General features: G+C 63.4%; 12 protein-coding genes. 9 read left to right on the top strand and 3 right to left on the bottom strand.

The features are described 5' to 3' along the window. Positions 1–82: 82 nt before the first annotated feature. The 4 genes from JHL16_RS02735 (at position 83) to glpX (ending at position 4,973) form a co-directional block, all read left to right on the top strand. Positions 83–1,507: a cytochrome ubiquinol oxidase subunit I gene (locus tag JHL16_RS02735; RefSeq protein WP_200183360.1), complete on the top strand. Its 1,425-nt coding sequence runs from the start codon at positions 83–85 to the stop codon at positions 1,505–1,507. Further along, positions 1,504–2,505 carry a cytochrome d ubiquinol oxidase subunit II gene (gene cydB, locus JHL16_RS02730; protein ID WP_200183359.1) on the top strand — a complete coding sequence of 334 codons (1,002 nt, stop codon included), beginning with the start codon at positions 1,504–1,506 and terminating at the stop codon, positions 2,503–2,505. Before JHL16_RS02735 ends, cydB begins: the two co-directional genes overlap by 4 nt. Before the next feature lie 194 nt (positions 2,506–2,699). Continuing rightward, entirely contained in the window at positions 2,700–3,995 is a 1,296-nt protein-coding gene (locus tag JHL16_RS02725; RefSeq protein WP_200183358.1) for a homoserine dehydrogenase, read from the top strand. 18 nt (positions 3,996–4,013) lie between these two features. Further along, positions 4,014–4,973: a class II fructose-bisphosphatase gene (gene glpX / locus JHL16_RS02720; protein WP_137860380.1), complete on the top strand. Its 960-nt coding sequence runs from the start codon at positions 4,014–4,016 to the stop codon at positions 4,971–4,973. Between the two features lie 123 nt (positions 4,974–5,096). Here glpX and murI read toward each other — a convergent pair whose 3' ends face one another. Together murI and JHL16_RS02710 are read right to left on the bottom strand one after the other, a co-directional pair. Further along, a complete protein-coding gene (murI, locus tag JHL16_RS02715; RefSeq protein WP_200183357.1) occupies positions 5,097–5,918 on the bottom strand; it encodes a glutamate racemase in 822 nt (273 codons plus the stop codon). Beyond that, a complete protein-coding gene (locus JHL16_RS02710) occupies positions 5,915–6,733 on the bottom strand; it encodes an RNA methyltransferase (RefSeq protein ID WP_200183356.1) in 819 nt (272 codons plus the stop codon). Before JHL16_RS02710 ends, murI begins: the two co-directional genes overlap by 4 nt. Positions 6,734–6,848: 115 nt before the next feature. Between JHL16_RS02710 and JHL16_RS02705 the strand changes: the two genes are divergently transcribed. Both JHL16_RS02705 and rpsD read left to right on the top strand, forming a co-directional pair. Further along, positions 6,849–8,657 carry a PHA/PHB synthase family protein gene (locus JHL16_RS02705; protein WP_200183355.1) on the top strand — a complete coding sequence of 603 codons (1,809 nt, stop codon included), beginning with the start codon at positions 6,849–6,851 and terminating at the stop codon, positions 8,655–8,657. A 319-nt stretch (positions 8,658–8,976) separates the two neighbouring features. Then, positions 8,977–9,594 carry a 30S ribosomal protein S4 gene (gene rpsD / locus JHL16_RS02700; RefSeq protein WP_137860384.1) on the top strand — a complete coding sequence of 206 codons (618 nt, stop codon included), beginning with the start codon at positions 8,977–8,979 and terminating at the stop codon, positions 9,592–9,594. A gap of 288 nt (positions 9,595–9,882) precedes the next feature. On the opposite strand, the gene JHL16_RS02695 is transcribed toward rpsD, so the two are convergent. Then, a complete protein-coding gene (locus tag JHL16_RS02695; RefSeq protein ID WP_348647156.1) occupies positions 9,883–10,875 on the bottom strand; it encodes a sugar-binding transcriptional regulator in 993 nt (330 codons plus the stop codon). Between the two features lie 207 nt (positions 10,876–11,082). Here JHL16_RS02695 and JHL16_RS02690 point away from each other — a divergent pair, with 207 nt between their 5' ends. From JHL16_RS02690 to JHL16_RS02680, 3 genes are all read left to right on the top strand, one after another. Then, complete coding sequence (locus JHL16_RS02690; RefSeq protein WP_200183354.1) at positions 11,083–12,027, top strand: substrate-binding domain-containing protein; 945 nt, start codon at positions 11,083–11,085, stop codon at positions 12,025–12,027. A gap of 68 nt (positions 12,028–12,095) precedes the next feature. Further along, complete coding sequence (locus tag JHL16_RS02685; protein ID WP_200183353.1) at positions 12,096–13,601, top strand: sugar ABC transporter ATP-binding protein; 1,506 nt, start codon at positions 12,096–12,098, stop codon at positions 13,599–13,601. Further along, a complete protein-coding gene (locus JHL16_RS02680) occupies positions 13,598–14,590 on the top strand; it encodes an ABC transporter permease (RefSeq protein WP_200183352.1) in 993 nt (330 codons plus the stop codon). Before JHL16_RS02685 ends, JHL16_RS02680 begins: the two co-directional genes overlap by 4 nt. The last annotated feature ends 1 nt before the right edge of the window (position 14,591 follow it).

Raw genomic sequence — 14,591 nt, 5'->3', positions numbered from 1 at the left:
GCGCGACAGTTATGGTGTTGTAACGAAGCGGCGATTGCCTCAGCTTGTTCGGAATTAGAATTAGTATCTGAAAGCTTGCGCAATGGATGGTTTCGATCCGGTCTTGCTGGCGCGCTGGCAGTTCGCCTTCACTGTCAGCTTCCACATTGTGTTTCCCGCCTTCTCGATCGGGCTCGCCAGCTATCTCGCGGTGCTCGAGGCTCTGTGGCTCTCGACCGGGCGCACCACCTATCTGACGCTGTTCAATTACTGGAAGAAGATCTTCGCCGTCGCCTTCGCCATGGGCGTCGTATCGGGACTGGTGATGAGCTATCAGTTCGGCACGAATTGGAGCGTGTTCTCCGACAAGGCCGGTCCGATCATCGGGCCGCTGATGGGCTATGAGGTGCTCACCGCCTTCTTCCTCGAAGCGGGCTTCCTGGGCGTCATGCTGTTCGGCCTCAACAAGGTGGGGAAGGGCCTGCATTTCGTCGCCACGCTGATGGTCGCGATCGGCACCTTCATTTCGGCCTTCTGGATCCTGTCGGCGAACAGCTGGATGCAGACGCCGGTCGGCTACACGATCAATGCCGCCGGTCAGTTCGTGCCGGCCGACTGGTGGGCGATCATCTTCAATCCGTCCTTCCCGTATCGGCTCGTTCATATGGTGATCGCCGCCTATCTCACCACCGCGCTCGTCGTCGGCGCGGTCGGCGCCTGGCATCTTTTGCGCGACAAGATGAATGACGGCGCCGGGGTGATGTTCTCGATGGCGATGTGGATGCTCGCCATCGTGGCGCCGATCCAGATCCTCGCCGGCGACCTGCACGGCCTCAACACGCTCGAACATCAGCCGGCGAAGATCGCCGCGATGGAAGGCCATTTCGAGACGCGGGCCGGTGCGCCACTGATCCTCTTCGGCTGGCCCGACATGGAGGCCGAGAAGACACTTTACGAGATCGCCATTCCCTCGCTCGGCAGCCTCATTCTCACCCATGAATGGAACGGCGTGGTGCGCGGCCTGAAAGAATGGCCGAAGGAAGACCGGCCCAATGCGCTCATCGTCTTCTGGTCGTTCCGCATCATGGTGGGCTTGGGGTTCCTGATGTTCGGTCTCGGTCTGTGGTCGCTGTGGGGGCGTATGCGCCGGCGGCTCTATGACACGAAGGCGCTGCATGCCGCGGCTCTGCTGATGGGACCGACGGGCTTCGTCGCGGTGCTCGCCGGCTGGGTGACGACGGAAGCGGGACGCCAGCCCTATACAGTCTATGGCCTCTTACGCACCGCCGATTCAGCCGCGCCGATCGCGGCGCAAGCGGTGGCGGCCTCGCTCATCGCCTTCGTGGTCGTCTATTTCTTCGTCTTCGGGGCAGGGGTGTTCTACCTGCTGCGCCTGATGAGCAAGCCGCCGCATGAGGGCGAGGCCGACAGCCCGAGCGATGCGCATCTGCGCTCGGCCGGCATCGTGCCGGCGCCGGCACTCGAAACGGTGGGCGAGCTCGCAATCCATCCGGAGGGACGCCGATGATCCTCGATCTCGCTTTCATCTGGGCCGCGATCATCGCCTTCGCCGTCCTCGCTTATGTGATGATGGACGGCTTCGATCTCGGCATCGGCATCCTGTTTCCCTTCTACAAAGCGGAAGCCGACCGTGACCGCATGATGAATTCGGTGGCACCGGTGTGGGACGGCAACGAGACCTGGCTGGTGTTGGGCGGTGGTGGTCTGTTCGCGGTGTTTCCGCTCGCTTACGCCACCATCATGCCGGCGCTGTATGCGCCGATCGTCATCATGCTGCTGGCGCTCGTCTTCCGCGGTGTCGCCTTCGAATTCCGCTGGCGCACGACACGCGGCAAGTTCCTGTGGGATTGGGCCTTCGCTTCGGGCTCGATCGTCGCCACCTTCGCGCAAGGCATCGCGCTCGGCACCATCGTGCAAGGCATCCCGATCGCCGATCGCGCCTATGCCGGCGGCTGGTGGACCTGGCTTACGCCGTTCAGCCTGTTCACCGGACTTGCTCTGGTGGTGGGCTATGCGCTTCTGGGCGCCACCTGGCTCATCCTCAAGACCGACGAAAAGCTGCAGGATCGCTCCTATCGTTTCGCGCTGGTCCTCGGGCCCGTGACGCTTTTCCTCATCGGCCTCGTCAGCCTGTGGACGCCATTCCTCGAGCCGCTCTATATGGAGCGCTGGTTCTCCTGGCCGCGCATGCTTTACACCATTCCGGTGCCGCTGCTGGTGGCGCTCGCCGCCTATCTCCTGATCAAGGGCATCCTCAAGCGCGAAGAGCTGACGCCCTTCCTCGCCTCGCTGGCGCTTTTCATCCTGTCCTTTATCGGCATCGGCATCAGTTTCTATCCCTATATCGTGCCGCCGACGCTCACCATCTGGGACGCGGCGGCGCCGCAAGAGAGCCTGGGCTTCCTTCTGGTGGGCGCGGTGGTGCTGGTGCCGATCATCCTGGCCTATACCGCCTATGCCTATTGGGTGTTCCGCGGCAAGGTCGGCAGCGAGGGCTATCATTGAGAACGGAACAGCCCGGGCCCCTCTGGCGTCAGCGAATCCTGTGGTTCGTGCTTCTCTGGGCGGCCGGCATAGTGGCCGTTGGGGCAGCAGCCATGGTCATCCGGCTTTTCCTCGGTCTATAGGGGCCTTTCTTGCCATCGGGCACGGTTCCCGCCATAAGGGCGGCCGCATTATCAAATCCTCGATTGGGCATCATGGCGAATTCTCTGAAACTGGGTGTGGCGGGCCTCGGAACGGTCGGAACCGGCCTTCTGGACCTTCTGGCGAAGCATGGGGCGCTGGTCGCGCGCCGGGCTGGACGCCCGGTCGAGATCACGGCCGTTTCGGCTCGCGACAAGGCCAAGAACCGCGGCCATGACCTGAGCAAGCTCGCCTGGTTCGACGATCCGGTGGCGCTCGCCAAATCGGACAAGATCGACGTCTTCGTCGAGCTGATGGGCGGCGACGGAGATCCGGCGAAGGCCGCCGTCACGGCGGCGCTCCAGGCCGGCAAGCCGGTCGTCACCGCCAACAAGGCGCTGCTCGCCCATCACGGCGCGGGTCTCGCCAAGCTCGCCGACGACAAGGGCATAGCGCTCAATTTCGAAGCCTCGGTCGCGGGCGGCATCCCGATCGTAAAAACGATGCGCGAGGCGCTGGCCGGCAACCAGACCGCCAAAGTGTTCGGCATTCTCAACGGCACCTGCAACTACATCCTGACCAAGATGGCGCAAGAAGGCAGGAGCTTCGCCGATGTGCTGAAGGAAGCGCAGGAGCTGGGCTATGCCGAGGCCGATCCCACCTTCGATATCGGCGGCTTCGACACGGCGCACAAGCTCGCCATCCTGACCTCGCTGGCTTTCGGCACGGAAGTGAATGTCGCCGCGATCGACATCGAAGGCATCGAGGCGGTGACGCTCGCCGACATCCGCAATGCCGGCGAGATGGGCTTCAAGATCAAGCTGCTCGGCGTCGCGGTCGCGAGCGGAGAAGGCATCGAGCAGCGCGTGCATCCGACATTGGTGCCCAAGGGTTCGCCGGTCGCCGACACCGATGGCGTCTTCAACGCCGTCGTAGTGCATAATGATTTCGCCGGCGATCTCATGCTCGAAGGCCGCGGCGCCGGCGCGCATCCGACCGCGTCGGCCGTGCTCGGCGATATCGTCGACATCGCGCGTGGCAATCTGCGCCCCGCTTTCGGCGTGCCGGCCAAGGAATTGCGCAAATACAAAGCGGCGCCGAAGCGCGCCCATGAGGGCGGCTATTACGTAGCACTCGAGCTCTATGACAAGCCGGGTGCGGTCGCGGCGATCGCCAAGGTGCTGGCGGACGAAAAGATCTCGATCGAGAGCATCGTGCAGCGCGCGCCCGCCAAGGAAGGTGCCATTGCGTCATTCATGCTCGTCACACATAAGACACTCGATTCGTCCATGCGACAGGCTCTGAGCCGGATCGAAAGAGACGGCCATGTCGCCTCGAAACCCCGCACCATCCGTATCGAACGGCTCTGAACACCTGGAGGAAAACTGATGCTCAACCGCATGCTCACCATCGAGATCGCCCGCGTCACCGAAGCGGCGGCCATCGCCGCGGCGCATTGGCGGGGGAGGGGCGATGAGAAGCTGGCGGACCAGGCGGCGGTCGATGCGATGCGCCAGGCGCTGAATGCGATCGTCGAGATGGACGGTCTCGTGGTGATCGGCGAAGGCGAGCGCGACGAAGCGCCGATGCTTTACATCGGCGAGCATGTCGGCGGCGGCAAAAGCTGGCGCATCGACATTGCGCTCGATCCGCTCGAGGGCACGACTTTGTGCGCCAAGGCGATGCCGAACTCGATCGCCTGCGTCGCCATGGCGGAAGGCGGCAGCCTGCTGCACGCGCCCGACACCTACATGGACAAGATCGCCATCGGCGGCGGCTATCCGGAAGGCACCGTCGATCTCGATTATGCGCCGCAGGAGAATATCGCCCGCCTCGCCAAGGCGAAGGGGGTTCCCACGGCGCAGATCACCGCCTGCATCCTCGACCGGCCGCGCCATGAGAAAATCATCTCGGGTGTGCGCGAGACCGGTGCCTCGGTACGCCTCATCTCGGACGGCGACGTGGCGGGCGTCATCCACACGGCCGATCCGGTGGAGACCGGTATCGATATCTATATGGGCATCGGCGGCGCGCCCGAAGGTGTGCTGGCGGCGGCAGCCTTGCGCTGCATCGGCGGCCAGATGCAGGGCCGGCTCGTGACCTCGAGCGCCGAGCAGAAGGAGCGCGCCCGCAAGATGGGCATCAGCGACTTCAATAAGAAGTTCGCGCTCAACGAAATGGCTTCGGGCGATGTGATGTTCGCGGCGACCGGCGTCACCGACGGCTCGCTCCTGCGCGGTGTGCGTTTCGACCGCGAGCATGTGACGACCGAAACGGTGGTGATGCGCTCGGCGACCGGCACAGTGCGCTGGATCAAGAACCGCCGCCGCGCCGATGCGGGTGAATAAGTAGCGCTCACACTAAGCCGTCATCCCGGCGAAAGCCGGGATCCATAAAATTCCATCAATGCGGGCAGCGCCGCCCGCTTCCGCTTATTCAATGGGTCCCGGCTTTCGCCGGGATGACGGGAGTTAAACCGGCAGATCCAGCACTTCGTTCGCAGCGAAGCCCATGGCGGCATAGGCGGCGAGGCTTTCGCTGCCGCGGCCGCGGGCCGAGGTGAGGAAGACGGTGCCGTGGGCGGCAGCGCCGTTCATCTGGGCGTCCTTCATCTTGGCCGAGCGCAAGAGGTCGCTGACGCGGCGCGCGATGGCCGGCGCCGGATCGATATAGGTCACGGGCCAGGGGGCCACGGCGCGCATCTCGTCGAGCAGCAGAGGATAGTGGGTGCAGCCCAGAACCACGACATCGGTCTGCTTGTGGTCGCGCTTCCTGAAGACCGGGGCGATCTCGTGCTTCAACTCGTCAGGGTCGACTTTCTGGCCTTTGAGTTTCGCCTCGGCGATCTCGGCCAGGCGTTTGGCGCCGTGCAGGAACACCTTGCAGTGAAAGGCATAGGTGTGGATCAGCGTCTTGGTATATTCGCGATTGACGGTGCCGGGCGTGGCGAGGACGCCGATGAGGCCGGACTTGGTCTGCTCCGCGGCGGGTTTGATGGCGGGTACGGTGCCGACGAACGGCACCGTGTAGCGCTCGCGCAAGGCGGTGAGCGCCAGGGTGCTCGCGGTATTGCAGGCGATGACCACGAGGTCGGGACGCGTCTCGTCGATGAGCTTGCCGATGACCGCGACGATGCGCTTGACGAGTTGCGGCTCGTCCCAGGCGCCATAGGGAAAGGCGGCGTTGTCGGCGGCATAGATGAGCGTCGCTCCAGGTTCGGCCTGGCGTACCGCCGAGGCGACAGTGAGGCCGCCCATGCCGCTGTCGAAGAGAAGGATGCGAGGCGCTGTCATTCTTCCGTCGTGCCTTTCCGTTTCAAATGCGCGCGGGTGAGCGACGCGACCATGCCCCTCAGCGAACGCACTTCCTGCTCGGTGAGCTCGGCGCGGGCGAAGAGGTTGCGCATGTTGCGGATCATTCCTGGCTTTTTCTCGGCGGTCTTGAAGAAGCCCGCCTGGTCCAATTCAGTCTCAATATGGTGAAAGAATCCATAAAGCTCGTCCTTGGTGGCGGGACGGGTGTCGGGGGTGACGAGGCCGGGACCGTCGAGGGCCGGGAGCTCGGGCGTCGCGTGGCCAAGGGTGGTCGCCTCGTGCTTGTACCATTCATAGCCGACGAGGAGGACCGCCTGGGCGATGTTGAGGGAGGCGAAGGCCGGGTTGACGGGAGCGGTGATGATCATGTCGGCGAGCGAGACCTCGTCATTGTTGAGGCCCCAGCGCTCGCGCCCGAAGAGCAGCGCCAGCTTCTCGCTGCGCCCGATCCTCAGGCGCATGTCGGTTCCCGCCTGTTCCGGCGTCATGACCTCCTTGATCATGCCGCGCGGCCTCGCCGTCGTGGCATAGACGTAAGTCAGGTCCTTGAGCGCGTCTTCGAGGGTTGCGTGGATGGTCGCCTTTTCGATGATCCAGTCGGCGCCCGAGGCGGTCTTGAGCGCCCGCTCATTGGGCCAGCCGTCGCGCGGGTCGACGATGCGCAGCTCATGCAGCCCGAAATTGGCCATGGCGCGGGCGGCGGTGCCTATATTTTCACCAAGCTGGGGATTGACCAGGATGACCGCCGGGGCCGCCCCCAGGGGAGAAATACGCGTCTTGTCGGTGCCTGCCATGGGCGTCGTCTTAACCTGTCCTGTATAGAAGAAACCGGGATTTTCCCGGCGCCGATCTGTGATTGCGTGATTTGGATTTTACGTCAATATTGGATTCCGTGTCCTCGAGGTGTGCATGAACGACGGTAAGACCACGCAGACCGATTTCCGCCTCGCCGATCCCGCGCAATTCGCGCGGAACATGGCGAAAGTTTTCGAGCAGGCGGCCCAGATCGCCCGCAATCTGGCGGAAACGCCGCCCAACCCGCAGGCCGCTTTCGAGTCCCAGGTGACGCCGGCCGAGCAGGTCATGAAGACGCTGGGGGCCGTCGCCCAATCCTATGCCTCGGACCCGCAGAAGCTGATGGACGCCCAGATGAAGCTGTGGGCGAGCTATGGCGAGCTCTGGCAGTCGGCCTGGCGTAAAGCCCTGGGCGAGGAAGTGGGACCGGTCGCGGCGCCTGAGCGCGGCGACAAACGCTTCACCGACAAGGACTGGCAGCAGAACACGGTCTTCGACTTCCTCAAGCAGTTCTATCTGCTCTCGGCGCGTTGGGCGGGAGATCTCGTCAAGGATGCCGACGGCATCGACGACCACACACGCCACAAAGCCCGTTTCTATGTCGACCAGATCACCAATGCGGTGTCGCCGTCCAATTTCGCGCTCACCAATCCGGAAGTGCTGCGCACGACGCTGGCCCGCAACGGCGCCAATCTGATCGAGGGTCTCAAGAATCTCGAAGCCGATCTCAAGGCCGGCCGGGGCCGGCTGCGCATCAAGCAGACCGACTTGTCGGCTTTCGAGCTCGGCAAGAATGTGGCCACGACGCCGGGCAAGGTCGTCTTCCAGAACGACACGTTCCAGCTCATCCAATATTCACCGACGACCGAGCGCGTATCCGAGATCCCGCTGCTCATCGTGCCGCCGTGGATCAACAAATATTACATCCTCGATCTCAACCCGAAGAAGTCCTTCGTGCGCTGGGCGACCGAGCAGGGGCTCACCGTGTTCGTCGTGTCGTGGGTCAATCCGGACGAGAAACACGGCCACAAGACCTTCGCCGATTATATGCGGGACGGCTTCCTCACCGCGCTCGACAAGACGCTCGAGGCGACGGCGGCACCCAAGGCCAATGTCATCGGCTATTGCGTCGGCGGCTCGCTCGTCGCGGCATCGCTCGGCTATCTGGCCGCCAAGGGCGACGACCGGGTCAATTCGGTCACCTTCTTCACCACCCAGGTCGATTTCGAGAAGGCCGGCGACCTCAAGGTCTTCGTCGACACCGAACAGATCGAATGGGCCGAAGGGCGCATGAAGGACAAGGGCTATCTGGCCGGGCGCCATGTGGCGGATGCCTTCAACATGCTGCGCTCGAACGACCTGATCTGGTCTTATGTCGTCAACAACTACATGCTCGGCAAGGAGCCGATGCCGTTCGATCTCCTGTACTGGAACAGCGATTCGACCCGCATGCCGGCGGGCGTGCACAGCCAGTATCTGCGCGAATGCTATCTCAACAACCGGCTGGCGCATGCGCAGATGACGCTCGACGGCGTGCGCATCGATCTCAAGAAGGTGAAGCTGCCCATCTATAATCTGGCGGCGCGCGAGGACCATATCGCGCCGCTCGCCTCGGTGTTCCGGCTGGCCGAGAATTTCGGCGGTGAGACGCGGATGGTGGTGTCGGGCTCGGGCCATATCGCCGGCGTCGTCAACCCGCCCGAGGCGCAGAAATACCAGTATTGGACGAATGAGAAGGGGGCCTCGACACTGGAGGACTGGCTGAAGGGGGCGACAGAGCATCCGGGCTCCTGGTGGCCCGACTGGCTCGCCTGGATCACCCCCAGATCCGGCAAGAAAGTGAAGGCCCGGGTTCCAGGAAGTGGCAAACTGCCGGCGCTTGAGGATGCGCCCGGCAGCTATGTGCTTGTAAAAGCTGAATAGTTTTCCATAGAGCGCAGGGCGTTCCGTTGGAATCGCCACGGCGCTCTATCTTTTGTTTGCGCATCGGCTTGCCCGAAAACCGCGCGCACTTTTCGGGCCGATGCTCGGATTTGGTGATTTGACAACAAATAGCTGTTGGATTACATGCTGCCCCAGCACGGGGCCACATAAGGTCTCGTGTTTTTGCTTGCCTGCGGACCTGGTTTTCCTTGGCGAAACGAAGGTCCTGTCGGCCGGGTAACCGGCAGAGGAGGGCTCGCTTAATAACCCGGCGGCTTCCGGCCGCCACCTTATTATTTCGAGACTTTGGAGCTACCAAATGACGAAACGCGTGCAAGCCAAGCACAAACTCGACCGCCGTATGGGCCAGAATATCTGGGGCCGCCCCAAGAGCCCGATCAACAAGCGTGAATATGGCCCCGGCCAGCACGGCCAGCGCCGCAAGGGCAAGCTCTCCGACTTCGGCATGCAGCTGCGCGCCAAGCAAAAGCTGAAGGGCTACTACGCCAACATCTCCGAGCGCCAGTTCTTCGGCATCTATTCGGAAGCCGCCCGCATGACCGGCGACACCTCGCAGAATCTCATCGGCCTCCTCGAGCGCCGTCTCGACGCGATCGTCTATCGCGCCAAGTTCGTCTCCACCATGTTCGCCGCGCGCCAGTTCGTGAGCCACGGCCATGTGAAGGTGAATGGCCGCCGCGTCACCATCCCCAGCATGCGCATCAAGGCCGGCGACGTCATCGAAGTGCGCCAGAAGTCAAAGGAGCTGCCGGTCCTCATCGAAGCGACCCAGCTCGCCGAGCGCGACGTGCCGGATTATGTCGAGACCGATCACAAGGCCATGGTCGCCAAGCTGACGCGCGTCCCGGGCCTGTCGGATGTTCCGTATCCGGTGCAGATGGAGCCGAACCTGGTCGTCGAATATTATTCGCGCTGATCGGTTCTGTTATCGAAGATTTCAGACGGCGGGGGGTTCCCCGCCGTTTTTGTTTTGGGGGAATCGGGGATTCTCCCTCCGCTGCGCGCAGCGCGGGGAGGGTGGACGCCCGCAGGGCGGACGGGTGGGGTCTCTCCGCCGACAAGTGCTCATCCATTTGATCGAAGAGGTTGCAGGTGTCCTGCCTGACGGATCTGTTTTGTGGAGACACCCCACCCGTCGCGCGTTCCGCGCGCCACCCTCCCCACCTTCGGTGGCGGAGGGAGAAAGTTGGAAGGCCGCGTCGGCCTATATCTCCTTCATCAGCAGCAATGCCGTATCGCCGTCGATGATGAGACCCCGGGCGGCGCCGCTTTTCAGGAACGCATGCGCGGCGCGTAATTTGCTCTGGCCGGCGATGAGGCCTACCGCGTTGGCCTTGTGCAATTCCTGAAGCCCGAGCGCCAAAGTGCGCTGATTGAGCGGATGATCGACGGCCCGGCCCTCATCGTCGAAGAAGATGCCATTGGTGTCGCCGACGGCGCCGGCGGCGCGCAATTCGACGACTTCCTCGGCGGTCAGCATCTTCTGGCGGCGCAGCAGCGAGTCTTCGGTGAGCTCGCCGATCGAAATATAAGCGACACTCGCCGAGCGGCCGAGCTCGAGCGCCTGCTGCACCGAGCGCTGCGCCAGCAGCACTTTGCGGTCCTCGACGCTGTCGGCGATGAACGGCACGGGCATGACATAACCTTCACCACCGGTGGCGCGCGCGAAGGCATGCACCACCTCGAAGGGGTTGTAGGCCGAATTGGCGGTGAGCGAGCCCATGACGCTGATGAAACGCGCCTTGGGCGCTCGCACACCGGCGAGCTGCAGCGTCATCTGCTGCAAGGTGCGGCCCCAGCCGGTACCGATGATGGCGTCCTCACGTGATGCGAGATGGGTGCGCAGATGCGCCGCGGCGGCGGCACCCACGGCGCGGAAGGCGAAGTCCTTCAGCAGGTCGCTCGCTTCCGCGCCATTGCGGTCTGAGCCAAGGGCAGGGGTGCAGATGCAAAAATCGAGGCCGAATCTGTCGCGGATCGAGTCCTCGACCGGCAGCAACCCGACATTGGTGGGATTGATGGTGATGCTGACGACGCCCGTCTCGCGGGCATCCTGCAACAGCTTGTTCACCCGGGCGCGGGTTATCCCTAAACGCTTCGCCGCCGCTTCCTGGTTGAGGCCGCCGACATAATAGAGCCAGGCGGCACGCGCCATCAGCATCTCGTCTTCAAGGGCGGTGTCTCGGTCCTGCGGCACGATCATTTCCTCTTATTGCACGTTTGCTTGGAGCGAACTGGGCCGATTCGATCCAGCCCCACCCCTACTTAAAGGGCGGGCAGTGAGGCTAAAATACAAATGTATTTCATATTGACAATTGTATTTCATCCCTTAACCTGAATATCCGCGGACGGAATAACACCCGCCGCGCGCAACTCTTTTTTGCCCGATGGGAGGATTTTGGACATGAAGAACCGGCTTGCCGGAATGATCACGGCTGCCCTTATGGCGGCGGCCATGGCGGCGCCAGCGAACGCCCTCGATATCGCCTGGGTACATTCCAATGCCGCGGCTCAGTCTGAGCAGCGCGTGAAAGCGGGCTTCGATGCCTGGCTCAAGGAAACCAACAAGAGCGACTGGAAGGTCAGTGTGCTCGACAGCGGCGGCTCGGGCGAGCAGACGGCGTCGAACATCCAGGACGCGGCGAGCCGCGGCGTCGGCGCCATCATCATCTCCATGTCGGATCTCAGAGCCTCGCGCGCCGCTCTCGATGCCGCCAAGGCCGCCAAGATCCCGGTCTTCGCGGTCGATTCGGGTTATGTCGACGGCGTGCTGGTCGACATCACCACCAACAACTGGGCCATGTCGGCCGACGTGTCGCCCTATCTGCTCGACCAGCTCGGCGGCAAGGGCAATATCATCTTCCTGCGCATGGCCGAGCATCACGGCACCCGCAAACGCGGCGACGTGATGGCCAATGTGCTGAAAGAGTATCCCGATGTGAAGGTGCTGGCCGAGCACAATATCGACTACACCGCCTTCTTCGAGGACACCTCGAAGACGATGGAAGACTATGCCGCCCGTTTCGGCAAGGACATCAACGCCGTCTGGGCGCCGTGGGATGAGCCGGCGCAGGCCGCCATCAACTCGCTCAAGGCGGCGGGCCTGTCGGACGTGAAGGTGATCGGCATCGATGGCCATCCGCAAGCGGTCGCCGAAGTCTGCAAGCCCGACAGCATGATGATCGCCACCGTGTCGCAGCCCTTCGAGGGCATGGGCAAGCAGGTGGGCGAATGGATCGAGGCCATCGTCGTCAACAGCAAGCCGGCTGACGAAGTTCTTCCGGCCAAGACCGTCTATATGGACGCGCCCTTGGTGACCAAGCGCAACTGCAAGGACTTCCTGAAGTAAGTCCGATGATCCGGGAGCGGCGCTGTTATAGTGCCGCTCCTTCTCCTTTTAATTTCGCGATGATCGCCATGGATACGCGCCTCACTGACATCACCATGCAGTTTCCCGGCACGCGGGCGCTCGACAATGTGAGCGTCACGTTCCGCCGCGATGAAGTGCATGGACTCATCGGCGAGAACGGTGCCGGCAAGTCGACCCTCGTCAATGTGCTGGGCGGCAGCCTGCAGCCGACATCGGGCCGCATCGCCATCGCGGACAAGGAACTGAAGCTCAAGAGCCCGCGTGACGCGCTGCTGCGCGGCATCGCGCATGTCAGCCAGGAGGGCAGCCTGGTGCAGGCCTTGAGCGGGGCCGGCAATATCCTGCTCGGCGCCGAGCCGCGCACCGCCGGCGTCATTGCCCAGGGCCGCCTCAAAACGGAAGCAGCCGCCCTGGTGAAGCGCTGGTTCCCGCAAGTTTCCATCGATCTCGACGAGCCGGTCGGCAGCCTGCCGATGGCCGACCGCAAGGTGATCGAGATCGTCCGCGCGCTGCGCGGTGATGTCCGCCTCCTGATCCTCGACGAGCCGACCGCGACCCTGCCGGCGCGCGAGAAGGAGCAATTGTGGGCGATCATCCGTGGGCTGCCCAAGCAGGGCGTCGGCGTCATCCTGATCAGCCACTTCCTCTCCGAGATCAAAGCGCTCTCCGACCGCATCACGGTGCTGCGCGACGGCCGCCATGTGGTGACCGAGAAGGCCGTAGACTTGAGCGAAAGCCAGCTCGTCGATCTCATGCTGCGCCGTTCGGGCGACACTGCGTCCAAGGCGCAGACCGAAAAAACGCGTGCCACCGGCGATGTGGTGCTGCGGATCGCCGGCTGGAAGGCCGGACGTATAGAGGTGCCGCAATTCGAGATCCGCGCCGGCGAGATCGTCGGCCTCATCGGACTTACCGGTTCGGGCCATTTCGGCTTTGCCCGCTCGCTCTATAATCCGGCGGGCGTCACCTGCACGACATGTGAGGTCGGCGGCAGCGCCGTCGCTCTCCACAAGACGCTCACCATGCGCGATGCCGGCGTGGCGCTGGTGCCCGATCATCGCATGGAGAATGCGCTGATCGGCGAATGGAGCCTGCGCGAGAACCTGGCCATGGTGCACCCCCAGCATGCGGTGGTGACGACAGGCGTGCTGTCGCGCCGGCGCGAAGAGGCGGAAGCCCAGCGCGTGATGCGGCTGATGAACGTCAAGGCGCATTCCTCGGCGCAGGAGCTCAAGACGCTGTCGGGCGGCAACAAGCAGAAGATCTCGATCGGCAAGTGGCTCTATGGCGCGCAAGACCGCTACAGGGTCATGATCTTCATCGAGCCGACCGAAGGCGTCGATATCGGCGCCAAGGCCGAGATCTATGCCGAGATGCGAAGGCTGGCCGGGCAGGGCGTCGGCATCGTCATCGCTTCTTCCGATCTCATCGAGATCGAAACCATGGCCGACCGCGTCGTGCCTTTCGTCGATCAGACGGCGCGCCCCGAACTGGCGCGGCCGCAATTTTCAGAAAGCGCCTTCATCGGCGCCATGTCAGGAGTTGCCGCATGAGCAGCGCGAGCACCGGAACCGCCCCCTCCCAGGAGCTCGTCCTGGGCTTCCTGCGCAAGGATCATATCCAGCGCTACAGCACCCTTGTCGTCCTGGTGCTGATGTTCGTCATCTTCGCGGCCACCGTCGACCGCTTCCTGCAGCCGCAGAACCTCCTCAATATCGCCCAGCAGATCTCGATCCTGACCATCGTCGGCGTCGGGCTCACTTTCGGCTTCGCGGCGCGCGAGATGGATCTGTCGGTCGGTTTCGCGGTGGGGCTTGCCGGCATTCTGGTGCCGCTGCTCCTCACCAAGGACGTGGCGCTGCCGCTGGCCTTGCTGGCGGGCGTCGGCGCCGGGCTGGTGATCGGCGGCATCAATGCCGTGCTCGTCACCATCATCGGCATTCCGTCGCTCATCGCGACATTGGCGACGGCGTCGATCCTGTTCGGCATCAGCTTCCTCCTGACCGGCGGGCGCGCCATCTATGGCGGCCTGCCCGAGGCCTATCTGTGGCTGGGGCAAGGCCGCATCGGCGGCTTCCCGGTCCTCGCGATGCTCATGCTGATCGCGGTGGCACTGGCCTGGTTCGTCATGGAGCGCACCGTCTTCGGCCGCTACATCTATGCGGTCGGCGGCAATCGCAAGGCGGCGGAATTGTCGGGCATCAATGTCCGCTTCTACCGCATCGCGGCGCTCGTCGTGTGCTCGGTCTTCGCGACGGTGGCCGGCATGCTGCTCGCCTCGCGTCTCGGCTCCGGCCAGCCCAATGCCGGCGAGCGGTATCTGCTCGACGGCCTCGCGACGGTCTTCATCGGCATGACGATGCTGCGGCCCGGCACCTCGACGGTGGTCGGCACCTTCTTCGGCGCGCTGTTCATCGGCATCATCAATAACGGGCTCAACCTGCTCGGCATGGACACCTACATCCAGTCCATCGTCAAAGGCATCATCATCCTGACCGCGGTTGCGATCGTGTCGCGCACCACGAAACTCAATCTTCTGTAAT

It is taken from the genome of Taklimakanibacter albus (genome assembly GCF_016595235.1).
Classification (GTDB): domain Bacteria; phylum Pseudomonadota; class Alphaproteobacteria; order Rhizobiales; family Aestuariivirgaceae; genus Taklimakanibacter; species Taklimakanibacter albus.
Note: the sequence above shows the minus strand (reverse complement) of the source record. Positions and strands in the feature narration are given on the sequence as shown.